Source organism: Paenibacillus tianmuensis (assembly GCF_900100345.1).
GTDB lineage: Bacteria > Bacillota > Bacilli > Paenibacillales > NBRC-103111 > Paenibacillus_G > Paenibacillus_G tianmuensis.
In genome coordinates this window covers 16,128-37,508 of record NZ_FMTT01000036.1, presented here as the reverse complement: position 1 = coordinate 37,508, position 21,381 = coordinate 16,128, and the positions used below count along the sequence as shown (strand labels likewise).

Below are 21,381 nucleotides of genomic sequence, written 5' to 3'. Positions count from 1 at the left end.
AAACCATACAAGGTATAAGGGAATTTATGGCAAGTCGAAGGGCGGACATCCATATTACTATTTGTATTTAGTCATTTAGAAGCTTCCTGAAGAAGTGACACTTCGCGCAGTTATTTACTCGAGAAGGCTTCCCAAAGAGGCTTTTATTTTGTTCTATTGAGTAGACATGAGGGGTGAATCTAAGTTGGCGGGACATCTTGTTCAATTAGGTAGACGTAAACGCAGGTCATACGCTCGGATTCATGAGGTTTTGGAGGTTCCGAACCTGATTGAAATCCAACAAAAATCATATCAATGGTTTTTGGATGAGGGATTGCGTGAAATGTTTCAAGATATTTCCCCGATCCAAGACTTTACGGGGAATTTGGTGTTGGAATTTATCGACTACAGCTTGGGAGAGCCTAAGTATTCGGTCGACGAATCCAAGGAACGCGACGTCACCTTTGCTGCACCGCTTCGTGTGAAAGTACGCTTGATCAATAAAGAAACCGGCGAGGTTAAAGAGCAGGAAGTGTTTATGGGCGACTTCCCTTTGATGACCGAGACGGGTACCTTTATTATCAACGGCGCTGAACGGGTTATCGTCAGCCAGCTGGTTCGTTCCCCTAGCGTTTATTTTAGCACGAAAGTCGATAAGAACGGAAAGAAAACATATACGGCAACCGTGATCCCGAACCGCGGAGCCTGGCTGGAGCTGGAGACGGACGCCAAGGACATTATCTACGTGCGGATCGACCGTACGCGGAAAATTCCGGTCACGGTGCTGCTCCGCGCTCTTGGTTTCGGTACCGATGCAGAAATCATAGATTTGCTCGGTGACAACGAGTATATCCGCAACACGCTGGACAAGGACAATACCGATTCGACGGACAAGGCCTTGATCGAGATCTATGAGCGTCTTCGTCCGGGCGAGCCGCCTACGCTGGATAATGCGAGAAGCTTGCTTGTTGCACGCTTTTTCGATCCGAAACGGTACGATCTTGCTAACGTCGGCCGGTACAAAATCAACAAGAAGCTGCACATCAAAAACCGTCTGTTCAATCAGCGGCTGGCAGAGACGCTTGTCGATACGAATACCGGAGAAATCGTTGCCGAGGCTGGCCAATTGCTCGACCGCCGTCTGCTCGACACGATCATTCCTTATCTGGAAGAAAGCGTCGGCTTCACAGAGTACGTAACGAACGGTGTGACCGAGTCGGATAAAATTCCGCTGCAATGCGTCAGCGTATATTCTCCGCTTGAGGATGGGAAGGTCGTTAAGGTTATTGCCAACGGCAAGATCGATAAAACGGTCAAAAACATTACCCCGGCCGATATTATCTCATCCATCAACTATTTCATTAACCTGCTGCATGGTATCGGCAGCACGGACGACATCGACCACTTGGGGAACCGTCGTCTGCGCTCCGTCGGCGAGCTTCTGCAGAACCAGTTCCGGATCGGCTTGTCCCGGATGGAGCGCGTTGTGCGCGAGCGGATGTCGATTCAAGACGTGAACACCATCACGCCGCAGCAGCTTATTAATATTCGTCCGGTCATTGCGTCCATCAAAGAATTTTTCGGAAGCTCCCAGCTTTCGCAGTTCATGGACCAAACGAACCCGCTTGCCGAGCTTACGCATAAACGTCGTTTGTCCGCATTGGGACCCGGCGGTTTGACGCGGGAGCGCGCAGGTTTCGAAGTCCGGGACGTTCACCACTCTCACTATGGACGGATGTGTCCGATTGAGACGCCGGAGGGACCGAACATCGGGTTGATCAACTCCCTTTCGACCTTTGCGCGTGTCAATGAGTTCGGCTTTATCGAAGCTCCGTATCGGCGCGTCGACCCGAATACGGATATGGTGACAGAAGAAATCGCCTATTTGACAGCCGATGAAGAGGACAACTATGTTGTCGCCCAGGCGAACGCCGAGCTGACCGAGGATGGCAAGTTTGCCAACGACTCCGTCATCGTGCGTTACAAAGACGATATTTTGACCTTGCCTAAAGACCGCGTCGATTACATGGACGTTTCTCCGAAACAGGTCGTGTCCGTGGCGACGGCATTGATTCCGTTCCTTGAAAATGACGACTCCAACCGCGCCTTGATGGGTTCAAACATGCAGCGTCAGGCGGTACCGCTTCTTATTCCGAAGTCGCCGCTTGTCGGCACGGGGATGGAACACAAATCGGCCAAAGATTCCGGCGTATGTATCGTTTCCAAAGTGAACGGCGTCGTCGAACGGGTTTCGGCTAACGAGATTTGGGTGCGCCGTCAGGAGATGGTGGACGGCCGCTTGGTCAACGGAGACATTATCAAGCATAAGCTGCATAAGTTTTTGCGCTCCAACCAAGGAACTTGCATCAACCAGCGTCCGATTTGCCATAAGGGCGAACAGGTGCGCGTCGGCGACATTTTGGCCGACGGTCCTTCGACCGAACAGGGTGAGCTGGCGCTCGGCCGCAACGTCGTCGTCGCTTTCATGACTTGGGAAGGCTACAACTACGAGGATGCGATACTGCTTAGCGAAAAATTAGTGAAGGAAGACGTTTATACTTCCATTCACATTGAAGAATACGAATCCGAAGCGCGCGACACGAAGCTAGGACCGGAAGAAATCACCCGCGATATTCCGAACGTGGGCGAAGACGCGCTGAAGAACTTGGACGAACGCGGCATTATCCGCGTCGGTGCGGAGATCGCCGCCGGCGACATTCTGGTCGGAAAAGTTACGCCTAAAGGGGTAACCGAGCTTACGGCGGAAGAACGTCTTCTGCACGCGATCTTCGGTGAAAAAGCCCGCGAAGTTCGCGACACTTCGCTTCGCGTGCCTCACGGTACGGACGGAATCGTCGTCGACGTGAAGGTGTTCACCCGCGAGAATGGCGACGAGCTTCCTCCAGGTGTCAATCAATTGGTACGCGCTTATATCGCCCAAAAACGGAAAATCTCCGAAGGCGACAAAATGGCGGGACGCCATGGTAATAAAGGGGTTATCGCGCGCATTTTGCCAGAAGAGGACATGCCGTTCATGCCGGACGGGACGCCGGTTGAAGTCGTATTGAACCCGCTGGGGGTTCCTTCCCGGATGAACATCGGACAGGTGCTGGAAGTTCACTTGGGGATGGCTGCGAAATATCTCGGTCTTCACACGGCTACGCCGGTATTCGACGGCGCCCGCGAGTACGACGTTTTCGATACGATGGAAGAAGCCGGAATGCAGCGCAACGGTAAGACGATGCTGTATGACGGCCGGACAGGAGAACCGTTTGAACGCGAAGTTACCGTTGGCGTCATGTACATGATCAAGCTGGCGCACATGGTTGACGATAAAATCCATGCCCGTTCCACAGGACCATACTCACTTGTTACCCAGCAGCCGCTCGGCGGTAAAGCGCAGTTCGGCGGTCAGCGCTTCGGGGAGATGGAGGTTTGGGCACTTGAGGCGTACGGCGCAGCTTATACGCTGCAGGAAATCTTGACGGTCAAGTCCGACGATGTCGTCGGCCGCGTGAAGACGTACGAATCGATCGTCAAGGGCGAGAACATTCCGGAGCCGGGCGTTCCGGAATCCTTCAAAGTATTGATCAAAGAGCTTCAAAGCTTGGGTATGGATGTCAAAATCTTGTCCGAGAACGAAGAAGAGATCGAAATGAAGGAAATGGACGACGAGGATGAGGTGACCAGCGACAAGCTGAACCTGAATCTCGAAGGCGCGGAGCTTGGTGTAGAGTAAGGCTGAGATGGAACGCTTTACGGACGTAAGTCATGGGCATATGCCCGCACACAGATTTTGCTGCACAAAACATGGAGGAGGGTTGCTCCTTGATCGACGTCAATAATTTTGAGTACATGAAAATCGGATTGGCTTCCCCCGACAAGATACGTTCATGGTCCAGAGGCGAAGTGAAGAAGCCGGAGACGATCAACTATCGGACGTTGAAGCCGGAAAAGGAAGGCTTGTTCTGCGAGAAAATCTTCGGGCCGACCAAAGACTGGGAATGTCATTGCGGTAAATATAAACGCGTCCGTTACAAAGGCGTCGTCTGTGACCGATGCGGCGTAGAGGTTACTCGCCAAAAAGTGCGCCGCGAGCGCATGGGCCATATCGAACTGGCTGCGCCGGTTTCGCATATTTGGTACTTCAAAGGCATTCCGAGCCGCATGGGGCTTGCTCTTGACATGTCTCCCCGTTCGTTGGAGGAGATCATCTATTTCGCATCCTACGTCGTAACGGATCCCGGAGACACGCCGCTGGAGAAAAAACAGCTGCTCTCCGAGAAGGAATACCGCAGCTATCGCGAAAAGTACGGCTATGCGTTCCAAGCCGGTATGGGCGCCGAAGCGGTGAAGAAGCTTCTGCAGGATATCGACATCGAGAAAGAAGTCGATATGCTGAAGGAAGAGCTGAAAACAGCACAGGGTCAACGCCGCAACCGCGCAATCAAGCGGTTGGAAGTCATGGAAGCTTTCCGTAACTCGAAAAATATGCCGGAGTGGATGGTGCTGGACGTGCTGCCTGTCATTCCTCCGGAGCTCCGGCCGATGGTGCAGTTGGACGGCGGACGTTTTGCGACCTCCGACTTGAACGACCTGTACCGCCGGGTGATTAACCGGAACAACCGTCTGAAAAGACTGCTCGACTTGGGCGCTCCCGACATTATCGTGCAAAATGAGAAACGGATGCTGCAGGAAGCTGTAGACGCCTTGATCGACAACGGCCGCCGCGGCCGTCCGGTAACGGGTCCGGGCAATCGTCCTCTCAAATCGCTCAGCCATATGCTGAAAGGGAAGCAAGGCCGTTTCCGTCAAAACCTGCTCGGTAAACGGGTTGACTATTCCGGCCGTTCCGTTATCGTCGTTGGACCGAGCCTGAAGATGTACCAATGCGGGCTCCCGAAAGAAATGGCGCTTGAGCTGTTTAAGCCTTTCGTTATGAAGGAGCTTGTCAACAAAGGTCTTGCGCACAACATCAAGAGCGCGAAGCGCAAAGTAGAGCGCGTCAGCCCGGAAGTATGGGACGTGCTCGAAGAAGTTATCAAAGAGCATCCGGTCCTGCTTAACCGCGCCCCCACGCTTCACCGTCTCGGGATTCAGGCGTTCGAGCCGATCCTGGTCGAAGGGCGCGCTATCAAGCTGCATCCGCTCGTATGTACGGCCTATAATGCCGACTTCGACGGAGACCAGATGGCCGTTCACGTGCCGTTGTCCGCAGAAGCGCAAGCGGAAGCTCGCGTCTTGATGCTGGCTTCGGGGAACATTTTGAACCCGAAAGACGGCAAGCCTGTCGTTACGCCTTCGCAGGATATGGTTCTCGGCAGCTTCTACTTGACGACCGATAATAGGCAAGCGAAAGGCTCGATGACGATTCTTCGTACCGTTTCTGAAGCCGTGTCCCTGTATCATCGCGGAGACGCTTCGCTTCATGCCCGCGTAGCGATTCCGGCCAAAGCGCTCGGGAAAACGAGCTTTACGCCGGAGCAGCAAGAAGCGATGCTTATTACAACGGTCGGAAAAATCATCTTTAACGAGATTTATCCTACGGACTTCCCGTACATCAACGAAGCGACCAAAGCGAACTTGTTGAACGGACCGTCGGATACCTATTTCGTATTCGAAAAAGGCGGAGACATCCGCAAAAAGATGGAAGAGCTGCCGGAGACGAAGGCCGTAGGTAAAGACTACCTCGGCACAATCATCGCTGAATGTTTCCGCCGTTACCATACGACGCAAACATCGGTGACGCTGGATAACATTAAGCAGCTTGGCTTTACCTACTCCACGCGGGCAGGAATCACGATCGCGGTGGCGGACGTTACCGTTCCGCAGGAGAAGGATCAAATTCTTCTAGAGTCCGACGAGAAAGTCAAGGTCGTGACGAACCAATACCGTCGCGGTCTGATTACGGACGACGAGCGGTATGAACGCGTCATTGCGATCTGGAGTAAAGCGAAGGATGAAATTACCGAGATTTTGATGAAGTCGCTTGATAAATACAACTCCATTAGCATGATGGTAGAGTCCAAAGCGCGCGGTAACAAATCGCAGATCACCCAGCTTGGCGGGATGCGCGGTCTGATGGCGACGCCGACAGGCCGGATCTACGAATTGCCAATCAAATCGAATTTCCGCGAAGGCTTGACGGTCTTGGAGTACTTCATCTCCACGCACGGTGCGCGGAAAGGTTTGGCCGATACGGCGCTTCGTACCGCTGACTCCGGTTACCTGACCCGCCGTCTTGTCGACGTAGCGCAGGACGTCATCGTGCGCGACGAGGATTGCGGTACGGACAAAGGCTTCCTGGTTAGCCGTATTCAAGACGGCAAAGAGGTTATCGAGGATCTGTACGACCGGATCGAAGGCCGCTATTCCTTCGAAACGATCCGCGATCCGAAGACCGGTGAAGTCATTGTTTCCCGCAACGATCTGATTGATGCAGGAAAAGCCGACCGGATTATTGATGCAGGCATCGAAAAAATACAGATTCGTTCCGTGCTCAGCTGTCGCTCCAGACACGGGGTGTGCAAGAAGTGTTACGGACGTAACCTAGCGACAGGCCAGCACGTTGAGATCGGCGAAGCCGTAGGCATTATCGCGGCGCAATCCATCGGGGAACCGGGAACGCAGCTGACGATGCGTACGTTCCATACCGGGGGCGTTGCGGGCGACGATATTACCCAAGGTTTGCCGCGGATTCAGGAGCTTTTCGAAGCGCGGAATCCGAAAGGGCAAGCGACGATTTCGGAGATCGATGGCGTGGTAAAAGAAATTCGCGAAGCCAAAGACCGTCGGGAGATCGAGGTTCAAGGCGAAGCGGAATCCAAGGTGTACTCCATCTCTTACGGTTCCCGTATCCGAGTCTCCGTCAACCAGAACATAGAGGCTGGCGACGAGCTGACCGAGGGTTCGATCGATCCGAAAGAAATGCTGCGCATCAAAGGGATCCGCGGCGTGCAGAACTATATTTTGCAAGAAGTTCAGCGCGTATACCGGAACCAAGGGGTGGAAATCAACGACAAGCACGTTGAGGTTATGATCCGCCAGATGCTGCGTAAAATCCGTATCGTCGATGCGGGCAATACGACGCTGCTTCCAGGCTCGTTCGTGGATATCCACGAATACGAGGAAGCGAACAAAGTGGCTCTCTTTGCGGGCGAAGAGCCTGCAGTAGCGAAGCCGGTGCTCCTCGGGATCACCAAAGCGTCGCTGGAGACCGACTCGTTCCTGTCTGCGGCATCGTTCCAGGAAACCACCCGGGTTCTTACCGATGCGGCGATCAAAGGCAAGGTCGACAAACTGCTCGGCTTGAAGGAGAATGTCATCATCGGGAAGCTGATTCCAGCCGGTACGGGGATGTCGAGATACCGCAACATCCGTATCACCGACCCGAACGCCGTTCCGCTGGATGAAGAAATGACCGAGGCGGAAGCTGTAACGGTAGAATAAAGCATCTCATAGACTTGCCTTTAAAATTTGAATTGAAAAATTTTGTTTAAAGGCAAGTCTTTATTCTTGACAGGGTATAATTGAAATGATAATATATCAAAGTGTGCCATTTTAGAGGCTCGTCACCTGGCCCTTGGAGGGGTTGTCACATGTCTTATGATAGAGTGAAGCAGGCAACGAAACTGACTATTGGCACGAAGCAAGCGATGAAAACGGTGGAGCAAAGCCAAGCCACGGAAGTGTTCATTGCAAAAGATGCAGATCCGCGAATTACGATAAAAATAGTTAACCTCTGCAAGGAATTCGGGGTTAAAGTGACATACGTGGACTCCATGAAAATGTTAGGTAAAGCGTGTGGAATCGATGTAGGCGCAGCTGTGGCTGCGGTGGTGAATGAATAACCGTTTTTGTCCGAGAAACAGTCATGGATCGAGGGCAAAAACTTTTCCTTTGTTCATTTGCGACTCGCCTGGATCTGTGGGCTTGAAAAATGCAACATCATTACAATGAAGGAGGTGGCCAAAATGCCAACAATTAACCAGCTCGTTCGTAAAGGACGTCAAGCTAAAGTTGTAAAATCCAAATCCCCTGCTCTTCAAAGAGGCTTCAACGCTCTGAAAAGAGAAGCGACGGATCTGAGCTCCCCTCAAAAACGCGGTGTGTGCACTCGTGTAGGTACGATGACGCCGAAGAAACCGAACTCCGCACTTCGTAAGTATGCGCGTGTTCGTTTGACCAACCGTGTCGAGGTTACAGCTTACATCCCGGGTATCGGACATAACCTGCAAGAGCACAGCGTGGTTCTGATTCGCGGAGGTCGGGTAAAAGACCTTCCGGGGGTACGTTACCATATCGTTCGCGGCGCGCTTGATACTGCAGGCGTGAACAACCGTAAACAAGCTCGTTCCAAGTACGGCGCGAAACGCCCGAAAGTGAAGAAATAATGAGTAGAAATCTAATCTAATGAACTTTTTGAGAAAGGGGGATAACTATGCCTCGTAAAGGTCCAGTTACTCGCAGAGACGTATTGCCAGATCCGGTGTATAACAGCAAGCTTGTTACCCGTTTGATCAACCGCATCATGATTGATGGTAAAAGAGGAGTAGCACAACAGCTGCTTTACAATGCTTTCAATCTGATTCAAGAGCGTACAGGTAAAGAGCCGATGGAAGTTTTCGAACAAGCCATCAAAAACATCATGCCTGTTCTCGAAGTTAAAGCCCGCCGTGTGGGGGGAGCTAACTACCAAGTGCCGATTGAGGTTAGACCTGAACGCCGATCGACGCTCGGACTTCGCTGGCTCGTCAACTACTCCCGCCTGCGTGGTGAGAAGACGATGGAAGAAAGACTGGCGCAAGAGATCATCGATGCAAGCAACAACACGGGCGCTTCCGTTAAAAAACGTGAAGACACGCACAAAATGGCTGAAGCCAACAGAGCGTTCGCGCACTATCGTTGGTAACATTTTATTCCTATCAATAGGAAGGAGACAACCTGATGGCAAGAGAGTTCTCCTTAAAAGATACGCGTAACATCGGGATCATGGCGCATATTGATGCCGGTAAGACGACCACGACCGAGCGTATTTTGTTCTACACAGGCCGTTTGCACAAAATCGGTGAAGTTCACGAAGGTGGCGCAACGATGGACTGGATGGAGCAGGAACAGGAGCGCGGAATCACGATCACGTCCGCCGCTACAACCGCTCAATGGAAAGGTCACCGCATCAATATTATCGACACCCCGGGTCACGTTGACTTCACCGTTGAAGTTGAACGTTCCCTGCGCGTATTGGACGGAGCAGTAGGCGTATTCAGTGCCAAGGAAGGCGTTGAGCCGCAGTCGGAAACCGTTTGGCGTCAAGCGGACCGTTACGGCGTTCCTCGGATTGCTTACGTCAACAAGATGGATATCATCGGCGCAGACTTCCTGGGTGCCGTACAGCAAATGCGCGACAAATTGGGTGCAAATGCCGTTGCCATTCAACTGCCGATCGGTGCTGAAAGTGATTTCAGAGGCATTATCGATCTGGTTGAACGAGTCGCCTATATCTATAAAGACGACCTTGGTAAAGACGTTGAGCAAAGCGAAATCCCGGAAGACTACAAGGAAAGAGTCGAAGAGCTCCGTACTTTGCTTATCGAGAAAGTTGCCGAGCTGGACGAAGAACTCACAATGAAATACCTCGAAGGCGAAGAGATCACCGTTGATGAAATCAAGGCTGCCCTTCGTAAAGGGGTATGCGAAGTGAAAATCTTCCCGGTTATCTGCGGATCTTCGTACAGAAATAAAGGCGTACAGCCTATGTTGGATGCCGTTGTTGCTTACCTTCCATCCCCGATCGACGTACCGGATATCAAAGGTACGTTGGAAGACGGAACGGAAATTGTGCGCAAATCCGCTGACGAAGAGCCTTTCGCGGCGCTGGCGTTCAAAATCATGACAGACCCGTTTGTCGGTAAGTTGACATTCTTCCGCGTATACTCCGGTGTCCTTAACTCCGGTTCCTACGTGGTCAATGCAACGAAAGGCAAACGTGAACGGATCGGCCGTATTCTCCAAATGCATGCGAACAGCCGTCAAGAAATCAGCGTCGTATATGCTGGCGATATTGCTGCTGCCGTAGGCTTGAAGGATACAACAACCGGTGACACGCTTTGCGACGAGAAAAACCCGGTCATCCTGGAGTCGATGAACTTCCCAGAGCCGGTTATCCAACTCGCGGTTGAGCCGAAAACAAAGGCCGATCAAGACAAAATGGGTATTGCTTTGGCAAAACTGTCCGAAGAAGACCCGACCTTCCGCGCTCACACGGACGAAGAAACAGGCCAAACGATTATCGCAGGTATGGGTGAGCTTCACCTTGAGATTCTCGTTGACCGTATGCGTCGCGAGTTCAAGGTAGAAACCAACGTGGGTAAACCGCAGGTTGCTTACCGCGAAACATTCCGTCAAGCGGCTAGAGTCGAAGGTAAATTCGTTCGCCAATCCGGTGGCCGCGGTCAATACGGCCATTGTTGGGTGGAGTTCGAACCGCTTGAGCCGGGAACAGGCTTCCAATTCGAGAGCAAGATCGTCGGCGGTGCGATTCCGAGAGAATACGTTGCGCCGATCCAAGCTGGTATCGAAGAGTCGATGAAAAACGGCGTGTATGCAGGCTTCCCGCTTGTAGACATCAAAGCTACCGTTGTTGACGGATCTTACCATGATGTTGACTCCTCCGAGATGGCGTTTAAAATCGCAGGTTCCATGGCCCTCAAAGCCGCTGCGGAAAAATGTCGCCCGGTTCTGCTTGAGCCAATCATGAAAGTGGAAGTTACCGTACCGGAAGAGTACATGGGCGACGTTATGGGCGACCTGAACTCCCGCCGCGGACGGATCGAGGGTATGGATACTCGTCACGGAGCTCAAATCATTCGTGCGAAAGTGCCTCTCTCCGAAATGTTCGGTTACTCCACGACACTACGTTCCCGTACGCAAGGTCGCGGCGTATACTCGATGGAAATTTCCCATTATGAAGAAGTGCCTAAGTCCATTGCAGACGAAATCGTCTCCAAGCACAAAGGCGCCTAATATATTTAGTTATTTAAGGAGGCAATCTACTCATGGCAAAAGCGAAATTTGAGCGTAATAAACCGCACGTTAACATTGGTACCATCGGTCACGTTGACCATGGTAAAACAACTTTGACTGCTGCAATCACGACTGTATTGTCCAAAAAATACGGCGGTGCTGCTGTAGCATTCGACCAAATCGACAAAGCTCCGGAAGAGCGCGAGCGCGGTATCACAATCTCCACTGCGCACGTTGAATATGAAACTCCTAACCGTCACTACGCACACGTTGACTGCCCAGGCCACGCCGACTACGTTAAAAACATGATCACTGGTGCGGCTCAAATGGACGGCGCGATCCTGGTTGTATCCGCAGCTGACGGCCCTATGCCGCAAACTCGCGAGCACATCCTGCTCTCCCGCCAAGTAGGCGTACCTTACATCGTCGTATTCCTCAACAAATGCGACATGGTTGAAGACGAAGAGCTTCTTGAACTGGTTGAAATGGAAGTTCGCGACCTGCTCAACGAGTATGAGTTCCCGGGCGACGACACTCCAATCGTTCGCGGTGCAGCTCGTGAAGCACTGCAAAACCCAGACGGTCCTTGGGCTGACAAAATCGTTGAGCTGTTTGAGCACATCGATTCCTACATCCCGACGCCTGAGCGCGCCACTGACAAGCCTTTCTTGATGCCGGTAGAGGACGTGTTCACGATCACTGGTCGTGGTACCGTTGCTACAGGTCGCGTAGAGCGCGGTGTAGTTAAAGTCGGTGACGAGATCGAAATCATCGGTCTGGCTGAAGAAACTCGCAAATGCGTTGTTACGGGCGTAGAAATGTTCCGTAAGCTTCTGGATTCCGCTCAAGCGGGCGACAACATCGGCGCACTGCTTCGCGGTGTAGACCGTAAAGACATCGAGCGTGGACAAGTTTTGGCTAAACCGGCTTCGGTTAAACCGCACACGAACTTCTCCGCTCAAATCTACGTTTTGACTAAAGAAGAGGGTGGACGTCATAAGCCGTTCTTCACTGGCTACCGTCCGCAATTCTACTTCCGTACAACGGACGTTACGGGTATCATCAGCCTGCCGGAAGGCACAGAGATGGTTATGCCTGGCGACAACATCACGGTAACGGTTGAGCTGATCGCTCCGATCGCTATCGAAGAAGGTACTCGCTTCGCTATCCGCGAAGGCGGCCGTACCGTTGGTGCCGGTGCCGTTGCTTCCATCACGAAGTAATCCTAGTCTCCGGACTTTGCCCTTCATCTCTATGAGATGAAGGGCTTTTTAATTTTTTTAGGTGAATGTCGAATTTTTTCTTGCTTTTTGCTTTTGTTTTTAATATAATAGTGAACGTTGGTCTGTGACGTTGCGATGATGTGAGAGGTTGCTGACACACCCGGCCCCTTTGCCATAGGGACGGCGTCAGGAGATTTTCACGGAGTATGTCCGATACTAAATTGGGCGATAGAAGGAGGGAATACTATGGCAAAGCAAAAGATTCGTATTCGTTTGAAGGCTTATGATCACAGAGTGCTGGATCAATCCGCAGAGAAGATCGTGGAAACAGCCAAACGTTCCGGTGCAGGAGTGTCTGGTCCGATTCCGCTTCCAACCGAGAAGCAAATCATCACGATTCTGCGCGCGGTTCACAAGTACAAAGATTCGCGTGAGCAATTCGAAATGCGCACACATAAGCGTTTGATCGATATCGTCAATCCGACGCCGCAAACCGTTGATGCGCTGATGCGTCTGGACCTGCCGTCCGGTGTGGATATCGAAATCAAACTGTAATATACGTTTGTGGATAAATAAGCGACAAGCAAGAGAGGAAAAGAGGTGTCAACGATGACAAAAGGTATCTTAGGTAAAAAGCTTGGGATGACTCAAGTATTTACGCCGGAAGGATTGGTTGTGCCGGTAACTGTAATTCAAGCGGGTCCTTGCGCTGTGCTGCAGAAGAAGGATTCGGAGAACGACGGTTACGAAGCCATCCAAATCGGTTTTGCCGATAAGAAAGAAAAGAACGCGAACAAACCTGAGTTGGGCCATGCGAAAAAAGCGGGCGCAACGCCTAAGCGCTACGTTAAGGAGCTTCGCGGCGTTCAGATTTCTGAGTATGAGGTTGGCCAAGAAATCAAAGCCGACGTATTCTCCGAAGGTGAATTCGTTGATGTAACAGGAACGTCCAAAGGTAAAGGATTCCAAGGCGTTATCAAAAGACATAACCAATCCACTGGTCCGATGTCTCACGGTTCCCGTTACCATCGCGGTCCGGGTTCGATGGGTTCCATCCAGGCTAACCGTGTTCCAAAAGGCAAGAAACTGCCGGGTCACATGGGTACGGAAACCGTTACGATTCAAAAGCTCGAAGTTGTGAAAGTAGACGTTGAACGCAACGTTCTTCTGATCAAAGGCTCCATTCCGGGCCCTAAAAACAGCTTCGTTACGATAAAGTCTTCGGTGAAGAAGTAAGAAAGCGGGAAAGGAGGATAACAAATGCCAAAAGTAGCAGTGTTTAACGTTAGTGGTGCCCAAGTAGGCGAAGTGGAACTCGCGGATAGCGTGTTCGGAATCGAACCGCACGTTCATGTATTGAATGAAGCGGTATTGATGCAGCGTGCGTCCCTTCGTGCCGGTACGCATAAAACGAAAGGCCGTTCCGAGGTTCGCGGCGGTGGCCGTAAACCGTGGAAACAAAAAGGCACAGGCCGTGCTCGTCAAGGTAGCATCCGCTCTCCACAATGGAAAGGCGGCGGTACCGTTTTTGGTCCGACACCTCGCAGCTATGCCTACAAATTGCCTAAAAAAGTTCGTCGTTTGGCGATCAAGTCCGCGTTGTCTTCCAAGGTGAAGGCAAGCGAAATTATCGTGCTTGACCAATTGCAATTGGCTCAACCGAAAACGAAAGAATTTGCAGCGATTTTGAATAACCTCAAAGTGGATCGTAAAGCTTTGGTTGTGACGGCTTCGTATGACGAGAACGTAGCATTGTCCGCACGTAACATTCCTGGCGTGAAGTTTGTTGCTGCCGAAGGAATCAACGTGCTTGATGTTATGGTCTACGACAAGCTGATCATTACGAAGGATGCGGTGCAAAAGGTAGAGGAGGTGTTTGCGTAATGAAGAACCCTCGCGATATTATCAAGCGCCCGGTCATTACCGAACGTTCCAGCGAAATGATGGCGGAAAAGAAATATGTGTTCGAAGTGGACATCCGTTCGAATAAAACGGAAGTCAAACAAGCGATCGAGCAAATCTTCAAAGTAAAAGTAACGAACGTAAATACGCTCAGAATGCCGGCGAAGCCGAAGCGTTATGGCCGTTATTCCGGATATACGTCTGAATGGAAAAAAGCGATCGTCACTTTAAGCGCAGACAGCAAAGAGCTGGAGTTCTTTGAAAACTCGCAAGTTTAATTTTTTGAAGTAAGGAGGGAATCCACGTGCCAATTAAAAAATATAAACCAACCTCTCCTGCGAGACGTGCGATGTCGGTTTCTACTTTTGAAGAAATCACAACATCCACACCGGAGAAATCGCTTTTGGCTCCTTTGAGCAAAAAAGCGGGTCGGAACAACCAAGGTAAAATTACGGTTCGTCACCAAGGCGGCGGACATAAACGTAAATACCGCATCATCGATTTCAAACGGAACAAAGATGGAATACCTGGTCGCGTTGCTACAATCGAATACGACCCGAACCGTTCCGCTAACATCGCATTGATCCACTACGTGGATGGCGAGAAACGCTACATCATCGCTCCGAAAGGCTTGAAAGTGGGCGATCAAATCGTATCCGGTCCGGATGCCGACATCAAAATCGGTAACGCTCTTCCTTTGGAAAACATTCCGGTAGGTACGGTTATCCACAACATCGAGCTGAAGCCTGGCAAAGGCGGACAATTGGTTCGCGCAGCCGGTACGGAAGCTCAATTGCTCGGTAAAGAAGAGAGATATGTAACAGTTCGCTTGTCTTCCGGCGAAATGAGAAAAATCCTCAAAGTTTGCCGCGCGACAATCGGTTCCGTAGGTAACGAAGATTACGAACTCGTGAAAATCGGTAAAGCCGGCCGTTCCCGTTGGCTCGGTCAAAGACCGGAAGTTCGCGGTTCCGTTATGAACCCGAACGATCACCCGCACGGTGGTGGTGAAGGTCGTTCCCCGATCGGACGCAAATCCCCGATGTCTCCTTGGGGCAAACCGACGCTCGGATACAAAACACGGAAGAAAAACAAAGCTTCCAATCAATATATTGTACGTCGCCGCACGAAGTAATTACTTTTTCGGTTCGGTTAAAGAAGGGAGGAACGAAGCATGGGTCGCAGTTTGAAAAAAGGGCCTTTCGTAGATGGCTACCTTTTGAAGAAAGTCGAAGGCATGAACGTTGAGGGCGTGAAGAAGCAAGTGATCAAAACTTGGTCTCGCCGCTCTACGATTTTCCCGCAATTCATCGGTCACACGTTCGGTGTGTATGACGGCAGAAAGCATGTTCCGGTATACGTAACGGAAGACATGGTCGGACATAAACTCGGTGAGTTTGCACCAACCCGTACTTACAAAGGGCACGACGACGACAAGAAGACGGGTAGACGCTAGGCTCGGAACCTACAGATCAGTTTGTGAATGAGAGGAGGTACATCCATGCAACAAGCTAAAGCTATTGTAAGATACGTTCGAATTGCTCCGCGCAAAGCGCAACTCGTTGTTGACTTGATCCGCGGCAAGCAAGTGGGCGAAGCGATCGCAATTCTACGTCACACGCCGAAGGCGGCTTCACCGATCGTTGAGAAATTGCTCAACTCGGCTATTGCCAATGCGGAGCATAACTACTCCATGGATCCTAATAGTCTGGTGGTTTCGCAAGTATTTGTGGACCAAGGCCCGACTTTGAAAAGATTCCGCCCTCGTGCGATGGGTCGTGCAAGCCGCATCAATAAACGTACCAGCCACATTACATTAGTGGTATCTGAGAAATAAGGAGGGACAACGTGTGGGTCAAAAAGTAAACCCGGTAGGACTTCGTATCGGCATTATCCGTGATTGGGAATCCAAATGGTACGCCGGTAAAGATTTCGGCGATTTGCTGATGGAAGACGTAAAAATCCGTGAATATTTGAAACAAAAGTTGAAAGAATCTGCCGTTTCCCGCATTGAAATCGAGCGTGCCGCTAATCGCGTGAACGTGACGGTTCATACGGCGAAGCCAGGCATGGTTATCGGTAAAGGTGGTTCCGAGGTTGAGGTTATCCGCGGCTACCTGACTAAGTTGACGAACGGCAAAAAAGTACACATCAACATCTCTGAAGTAAAACGACCGGAACTGGATGCGATCTTGGTTGCAGAAAGCATTGCACAACAACTGGAGCGTCGCGTATCGTTCCGTCGTGCACTGAAACAAGCGATTCAAAGAACGATGAGAGCCGGCGCAAAAGGGATCAAGACATCTGTCAGCGGTCGTCTGGGTGGAGCGGAAATCGCCAGAACGGAAGGTTACAGCGAGGGTACGGTTCCTCTTCATACATTGCGTGCGGACATCGACTACGGTACGGCAGAAGCTCACACCACTTACGGTCGGATCGGCGTAAAAGTATGGATCTATCGTGGCGAAGTTCTTCCAACGGCTAAGAAAAAGGCTGCTACGGAAGGAGGCAACTAATCATGTTAGTTCCTAAACGTGTGAAACACCGCAAAGAGCACCGCGGAAATATGCGTGGTCGCGCCAAAGGCGGTACGGAAGTTCATTTCGGTGAATACGGCTTGCAAGCGATGGAGCCGGCTTGGGTATCCAACCGTCAAATCGAAGCTGCCCGTATTGCGATGACTCGTTACATCAAGCGGGGCGGTAAAGTTTGGATCAAAATTTTCCCTTCCAAACCGATCACCCAAAAGCCGCTTGAAGTTCGGATGGGTAGCGGTAAAGGTAACGTAGAAAAATGGGTTGCTGTCGTTAAGCCGGGCAAAGTTATGTTCGAACTTGCTGGCGTAAGCGAAGAAATCGCCCGTGAAGCTATGCGTCTCGCCTCTCACAAGCTGCCGATGAAAACGAAGTTTGTGAAAAGAGAAGAAGTAGGTGGTGAAGTAAATGAAAGCTAGTGAATTTCGCAACTTAACCACTGCTGAGATCGAACAAAGGATTGCCGGATTTAAAGAGCAGCTCTTTAACCTCCGTTTTCAACTGGCTACAGGTCAACTGGATAATCCCGTACAAATTCAAAAAGTCCGCAAAGAGATTGCCCGGGCAAAGACTGTTTTGCGTGAAAGAGAATTGGGAATCACTAGTTAATGAATGAGAGAGGAGGATCTCAGAATGGCTGAACGCAACGAGCGTAAAACGCAGCTGGGTAAAGTCGTAAGCGACAAAATGGACAAAACCATCGTTGTGGCTGTAGAAACCTACAAAAAACACGACTTGTACCACAAACGCATTAAATATACGAAAAAATTCAAAGCACATGACGAAAACAACGAAGCGAAAATCGGCGATGTTGTGAAAATCATGGAAACTCGTCCGCTTTCCAAAGACAAGCGTTGGAGACTGGTCGAAGTCGTAGAAAAAGCGGTTATCGTTTAATATAAGCATCGGGCATCAATTCCGGAAGGAGGGAATACACAATGATTCAACCTTTTACTCGTTTGAGCGTAGCTGACAACTCTGGTGCGAAGCAACTGATGTGTATCCGTGTGTTGGGTGGTACGGGTCGTCGTACGGCTAACATCGGTGATCTGATCATCTGCTCCGTGAAAGAAGCAACACCAGGTGGCGTTGTCAAAAAAGGCGACGTGGTTAAAGCAGTAGTCGTACGTACGAGACGCGGTGCTCGCCGTAAGGACGGATCCTACATCAGCTTTGACGAGAACGCAGCCGTAGTTGTAAAAGAAGATAAGAGCCCGCGCGGTACACGTATCTTCGGACCGGTTGCTCGCGAACTTCGCGACAGAGACTTCATGAAGATCGTTTCTCTGGCTCCGGAAGTTATCTAATAAACCAAGCAGCTGCTTACAAAGTCGGCTTTCATAGGAAAGTTTGTAGGAGGTGTACACAATGCCAAAACAACCGAAGAAACTCGAGTCTCATAACAATAAATTGCACGTGAAAAAAGACGATACGGTTTTTGTTATCACCGGTAAAGACAAAGGGAAGAAGGGCCGCGTTATCGCAGCATTCCCTCGTGAAAACCGTGTGCTGGTCGAAGGCGTGAACATGATCAAGAAACATTCGAAGCCTTCCCAACAAAATCCGCAAGGCGGCATTATCACGCAAGAAGCTCCGATCCACGCATCCAACGTGATGCTGGTAGATCCGAAGAGCGGCCAACCTACTCGCGTAGGTTACAAAGTGCTGGACAACGGCAAAAAAGTTCGCGTTGCGAAAAAATCCGGCGAAGTTATCGACTAATCGTATAAGTAAGAAGGGAGGTACACGGATTCATGGCTGCAAGAATGAAAGATCGCTTTTTGAACGAAATTACGCCTGCCCTGATGCAGAAATTCAACTACACCACGGTGATGCAGGTTCCGAAAATTGAAAAAGTGGTTATCAACATGGGTGTTGGAGAAGCAGTTGCTAACTCCAAAGTGCTCGATACCGCTGTTAACGATCTGCAGTTGATCTCCGGACAAAAGCCGGTTATCACCAGAGCGAAAAAATCGATCGCAGGCTTCAAGCTGCGTGAAAATATGCCGATCGGTGTGAAAGTTACGCTTCGCGGCGAGCGTATGTATCACTTCTTGGATAAATTGTTCAACGTTGCTCTTCCTCGTGTACGCGACTTCCGTGGCGTATCGACCAAGGCTTTTGACGGCCGCGGCAACTACACGCTCGGTTTGAAAGAACAACTCATCTTCCCAGAGGTTGAGTACGATAAAGTGGATAAAGTGCGCGGTATGGATATCGTTATCGTCACAACGGCTAAAACGGACGAAGAGTCCCGCGAATTGTTGGCTCAATTGGGTATGCCGTTTTCCAAATAACATGCTTACGAAGCAAGTTTCCTAATGGAGACTTTGGAGGTGTAAACTGAAGTGGCAAAAACTTCGATGAAGATTAAGCAGCAGCGTCCTCCGAAATTCAAGGTGCAGGCTTACACACGCTGCGAACGCTGCGGTCGCCCGCATTCCGTACTACGGAAATTCAAAATTTGCAGAATTTGCTTCCGCGAATTGGCATACAAAGGCCAGATTCCTGGCGTGAAGAAAGCAAGCTGGTAAACTTTAAGCTCTCGGGAAGGAGGTTCACAACACATGGTTATGTCCGATCCAATTGCAGATATGCTTACACGCATCCGCAACGCTAACGTCGTTCGTCATGAAACTGTCGAAATTCCGGCTTCGAAGGTCAAAAGAGAAATCGCTGAGATCCTCAAGAAGGAAGGCTTCATTCGTGACGCTGAATATATCGAAGACAGCAAGCAAGGCATCATCCGCTTGTTCCTGAAATACGGCCCTAACAATGAGCGCGTAATTACAGGACTCAAAAGAATCAGCAAACCGGGCCTTCGCGTTTACGCGAAAAGCCAAGAAGTGCCTCGCGTACTTGGCGGTTTGGGAATCGCAATTCTGTCCACGTCCAAAGGCGTGATGACGGATAAAGAAGCTCGTCAATCCAAAGCTGGCGGAGAGGTAATCTGCTACGTTTGGTAATCAAGATTTTGAATGAACGGAGGTGCACAACATGTCCCGTATTGGTCGCAAACCGATCACGATCCCAAGCGGAGTAAACGTGACTATTGACAATACACTCATTACGGTAAAAGGTCCGAAAGGCACTTTGAGCCGTGAATTGCATAGAGATATGAAGATCAGCGTTGAGGACAATGTTCTGACCGTAGAACGTCCTTCCGACAATAAATTGCACCGCTCTCTGCATGGTACGACCCGCAGCGTTGTACAAAACATGGTTAGCGGAGTAACTGATGGTTTTGCCAAATCTCTTGATCTCGTCGGCGTAGGTTACCGTGCGAACAAATCCGGCAACAAGCTGGTTCTGAACGTCGGTTACTCCCACCCGGTTGAAATCGAGCCGGAGAACGGTATCGAGTTCGAAGTTCCTACCAACACTAAGATCATCGTTAAAGGGATCGACAAAGAGTTGGTTGGAGCTACAGCAGCAAAAGTTCGTTCCGTTCGTGAGCCTGAGCCGTACAAAGGCAAAGGTATTAAATACGAAGGCGAGCGTATCCTTCGCAAAGAAGGTAAAGCCGGTAAGAAAAAATAAGGCTGCTTAAGCTGATCGCATAATCCGAACTTCGGATGATCCAACTCGAAAGGAGTGAACCTCGAATGATTACCAAAGGCGATAAAAACAAAGCGCGTTTGAAAAGACATCTTCGCGTTCGTAAGAAAATTCAAGGAACGACGGAACGTCCTCGTCTGAACATTTTCCGTTCCTCTAAGCATATGTACGCACAACTGATCGACGACGTTAAAGGCGTAACAATCGCAGCGGCTTCTACGCAGGACAAAGAGCTCAAAGAAGGGCTCGGCAACGGCGGAAACGCAGAAGCAGCTTCGAAAGTCGGCGCTCTGATCGCTGAGCGTGCGAAAAACGCAGGTATCGCGAAAGTCGTTTTCGACCGCGGCGGTTACCTGTACCATGGACGTGTTAAAGCACTTGCAGACGCTGCTCGTGAAGCAGGTCTTGAATTCTAATCCAATTCATCAATAAGGAGGTAAAGGACTTGCGTATTGATCCCAATACATTAGAACTGACTGAAAAAGTCGTTCATATTAACCGCGTAGCTAAAGTCGTAAAGGGCGGTCGCCGTTTCAGCTTTAGCGCACTCGTGGTTGTGGGCGACGGCAAAGGTTGGGTAGGCGCGGGAATCGGTAAAGCTTCCGAGGTACCTGATGCGATTCGCAAAGGTATCGAAGACGCGAAGAAAAACCTGATTCACGTTCCTATCGTCGGAACGACAATTCCTCACATGGTGATCGGACATTTCGGCGCAGGACGCGTATTGCTTAAGCCTGCTTCGAAAGGTACCGGAGTTATCGCCGGCGGCCCGGTTCGTGCGGTTCTTGAACTGGCAGGCGTAGGCGACATTCTGACGAAGTCCCTCGGGTCTTCGAACTCCATCAACATGGTTAACGCTACTCTGGAAGGCTTACAGCGCCTGAAGCGTGCGGAAGAGGTTGCTAAGCTTCGCGGTAAAACCGTAGAAGAACTCTTAGGTTAGGAGGGATACCATGGCTAAGCAACTGCAAATTACCCTCAAGCGCAGCCTGATCGGTCGTCCTGAAACTCAGCGTCGTACGGTTACGGCTCTCGGACTTCGCAAACTGCATCAATCCGTTACTCAACAAGACAATGCTGCAATCCGCGGCATGGTTAACCAAGTAAGTCACTTGGTCGAAGTTAAAGAAATTGAAGCTTAAGGTTTTAACATATAGCTAGAG

At 50.6% G+C, this 21,381-nt stretch carries 27 protein-coding genes; all 27 read left to right on the top strand.

The features are described 5' to 3' along the window. Positions 1–166 precede the first annotated feature (166 nt). The 27 genes from rpoB to rpmD all read left to right on the top strand — a co-directional run bounded on the left by rpoB (position 167) and on the right by rpmD (position 21,360). Positions 167–3,718, top strand: a complete 3,552-nt coding sequence (rpoB, locus tag BLO51_RS20305) for a DNA-directed RNA polymerase subunit beta (RefSeq protein ID WP_090674756.1) — start codon at positions 167–169, stop codon at positions 3,716–3,718. A gap of 89 nt (positions 3,719–3,807) precedes the next feature. Then, positions 3,808–7,428: a DNA-directed RNA polymerase subunit beta' gene (rpoC, locus tag BLO51_RS20300; RefSeq protein WP_090674754.1), complete on the top strand. Its 3,621-nt coding sequence runs from the start codon at positions 3,808–3,810 to the stop codon at positions 7,426–7,428. A 149-nt stretch (positions 7,429–7,577) separates the two neighbouring features. Then, a complete protein-coding gene (locus tag BLO51_RS20295) occupies positions 7,578–7,829 on the top strand; it encodes a 50S ribosomal protein L7ae-like protein (protein ID WP_090674753.1) in 252 nt (83 codons plus the stop codon). 123 nt (positions 7,830–7,952) lie between these two features. Continuing rightward, the gene (gene rpsL, locus BLO51_RS20290) at positions 7,953–8,372 is read left to right on the top strand and encodes a 30S ribosomal protein S12 (protein WP_010498884.1); all 420 of its coding nucleotides are present in this window, start codon (positions 7,953–7,955) and stop codon (positions 8,370–8,372) included. A gap of 47 nt (positions 8,373–8,419) precedes the next feature. After that, positions 8,420–8,890, top strand: a complete 471-nt coding sequence (gene rpsG, locus BLO51_RS20285; protein WP_090674752.1) for a 30S ribosomal protein S7 — start codon at positions 8,420–8,422, stop codon at positions 8,888–8,890. A 35-nt stretch (positions 8,891–8,925) separates the two neighbouring features. Continuing rightward, positions 8,926–11,001 carry an elongation factor G gene (fusA, locus tag BLO51_RS20280; RefSeq protein ID WP_090674751.1) on the top strand — a complete coding sequence of 692 codons (2,076 nt, stop codon included), beginning with the start codon at positions 8,926–8,928 and terminating at the stop codon, positions 10,999–11,001. Positions 11,002–11,033: 32 nt separating this feature from the next. Beyond that, positions 11,034–12,224 carry an elongation factor Tu gene (gene tuf / locus BLO51_RS20275; RefSeq protein WP_090674750.1) on the top strand — a complete coding sequence of 397 codons (1,191 nt, stop codon included), beginning with the start codon at positions 11,034–11,036 and terminating at the stop codon, positions 12,222–12,224. 246 nt (positions 12,225–12,470) lie between these two features. After that, positions 12,471–12,779, top strand: coding sequence for a 30S ribosomal protein S10 (gene rpsJ, locus BLO51_RS20270; RefSeq protein ID WP_006212922.1), 309 nt, complete (start codon positions 12,471–12,473; stop codon positions 12,777–12,779). A gap of 54 nt (positions 12,780–12,833) precedes the next feature. Next, positions 12,834–13,460, top strand: coding sequence for a 50S ribosomal protein L3 (gene rplC, locus BLO51_RS20265; RefSeq protein ID WP_090674746.1), 627 nt, complete (start codon positions 12,834–12,836; stop codon positions 13,458–13,460). Positions 13,461–13,484: 24 nt separating this feature from the next. After that, positions 13,485–14,108: a 50S ribosomal protein L4 gene (rplD, locus tag BLO51_RS20260; protein WP_090674744.1), complete on the top strand. Its 624-nt coding sequence runs from the start codon at positions 13,485–13,487 to the stop codon at positions 14,106–14,108. After that, positions 14,108–14,404, top strand: a complete 297-nt coding sequence (rplW, locus tag BLO51_RS20255; RefSeq protein ID WP_010498877.1) for a 50S ribosomal protein L23 — start codon at positions 14,108–14,110, stop codon at positions 14,402–14,404. The genes rplD and rplW overlap by 1 nt, the downstream gene beginning before the upstream one ends. A 26-nt stretch (positions 14,405–14,430) precedes the next feature. Beyond that, on the top strand, positions 14,431–15,261 hold the full coding sequence (gene rplB, locus BLO51_RS20250; RefSeq protein ID WP_090674740.1) for a 50S ribosomal protein L2: 831 nt from the start codon (positions 14,431–14,433) through the stop codon (positions 15,259–15,261). Positions 15,262–15,300: 39 nt separating this feature from the next. Further along, a complete protein-coding gene (gene rpsS / locus BLO51_RS20245; RefSeq protein ID WP_090674738.1) occupies positions 15,301–15,582 on the top strand; it encodes a 30S ribosomal protein S19 in 282 nt (93 codons plus the stop codon). Between the two features lie 45 nt (positions 15,583–15,627). After that, positions 15,628–15,963, top strand: a complete 336-nt coding sequence (gene rplV, locus BLO51_RS20240) for a 50S ribosomal protein L22 (RefSeq protein WP_010498872.1) — start codon at positions 15,628–15,630, stop codon at positions 15,961–15,963. Between the two features lie 13 nt (positions 15,964–15,976). Next, positions 15,977–16,642 carry a 30S ribosomal protein S3 gene (gene rpsC / locus BLO51_RS20235; protein ID WP_090674736.1) on the top strand — a complete coding sequence of 222 codons (666 nt, stop codon included), beginning with the start codon at positions 15,977–15,979 and terminating at the stop codon, positions 16,640–16,642. A 2-nt stretch (positions 16,643–16,644) separates the two neighbouring features. Then, a complete protein-coding gene (gene rplP, locus BLO51_RS20230; protein WP_090674734.1) occupies positions 16,645–17,079 on the top strand; it encodes a 50S ribosomal protein L16 in 435 nt (144 codons plus the stop codon). After that, complete coding sequence (gene rpmC, locus BLO51_RS20225; protein WP_090674732.1) at positions 17,069–17,269, top strand: 50S ribosomal protein L29; 201 nt, start codon at positions 17,069–17,071, stop codon at positions 17,267–17,269. Before rplP ends, rpmC begins: the two co-directional genes overlap by 11 nt. Positions 17,270–17,293: 24 nt before the next feature. Beyond that, positions 17,294–17,557, top strand: coding sequence for a 30S ribosomal protein S17 (rpsQ, locus tag BLO51_RS20220; RefSeq protein ID WP_013921152.1), 264 nt, complete (start codon positions 17,294–17,296; stop codon positions 17,555–17,557). Positions 17,558–17,598: 41 nt separating this feature from the next. Further along, the gene (rplN, locus tag BLO51_RS20215) at positions 17,599–17,967 is read left to right on the top strand and encodes a 50S ribosomal protein L14 (RefSeq protein ID WP_090674731.1); all 369 of its coding nucleotides are present in this window, start codon (positions 17,599–17,601) and stop codon (positions 17,965–17,967) included. 61 nt (positions 17,968–18,028) lie between these two features. Further along, a complete protein-coding gene (gene rplX / locus BLO51_RS20210) occupies positions 18,029–18,382 on the top strand; it encodes a 50S ribosomal protein L24 (protein WP_081481723.1) in 354 nt (117 codons plus the stop codon). A gap of 32 nt (positions 18,383–18,414) precedes the next feature. Further along, the gene (gene rplE / locus BLO51_RS20205) at positions 18,415–18,957 is read left to right on the top strand and encodes a 50S ribosomal protein L5 (RefSeq protein ID WP_054976001.1); all 543 of its coding nucleotides are present in this window, start codon (positions 18,415–18,417) and stop codon (positions 18,955–18,957) included. 51 nt (positions 18,958–19,008) lie between these two features. Then, the gene (locus BLO51_RS20200) at positions 19,009–19,194 is read left to right on the top strand and encodes a type Z 30S ribosomal protein S14 (protein ID WP_010498863.1); all 186 of its coding nucleotides are present in this window, start codon (positions 19,009–19,011) and stop codon (positions 19,192–19,194) included. Between the two features lie 33 nt (positions 19,195–19,227). Further along, on the top strand, positions 19,228–19,626 hold the full coding sequence (gene rpsH / locus BLO51_RS20195) for a 30S ribosomal protein S8 (RefSeq protein ID WP_010498862.1): 399 nt from the start codon (positions 19,228–19,230) through the stop codon (positions 19,624–19,626). A 31-nt stretch (positions 19,627–19,657) separates the two neighbouring features. Beyond that, positions 19,658–20,200 (top strand): 50S ribosomal protein L6, encoded by a 543-nt coding sequence (gene rplF / locus BLO51_RS20190; protein WP_090674730.1) that lies wholly within the window; start codon positions 19,658–19,660, stop codon positions 20,198–20,200. A gap of 65 nt (positions 20,201–20,265) precedes the next feature. Next, positions 20,266–20,634, top strand: a complete 369-nt coding sequence (rplR, locus tag BLO51_RS20185) for a 50S ribosomal protein L18 (RefSeq protein WP_090674728.1) — start codon at positions 20,266–20,268, stop codon at positions 20,632–20,634. Positions 20,635–20,663: 29 nt separating this feature from the next. Continuing rightward, a complete protein-coding gene (gene rpsE, locus BLO51_RS20180) occupies positions 20,664–21,161 on the top strand; it encodes a 30S ribosomal protein S5 (protein ID WP_010498854.1) in 498 nt (165 codons plus the stop codon). A 10-nt stretch (positions 21,162–21,171) separates the two neighbouring features. Beyond that, positions 21,172–21,360: a 50S ribosomal protein L30 gene (gene rpmD, locus BLO51_RS20175; protein WP_010498853.1), complete on the top strand. Its 189-nt coding sequence runs from the start codon at positions 21,172–21,174 to the stop codon at positions 21,358–21,360. Positions 21,361–21,381 lie beyond the last annotated feature (21 nt).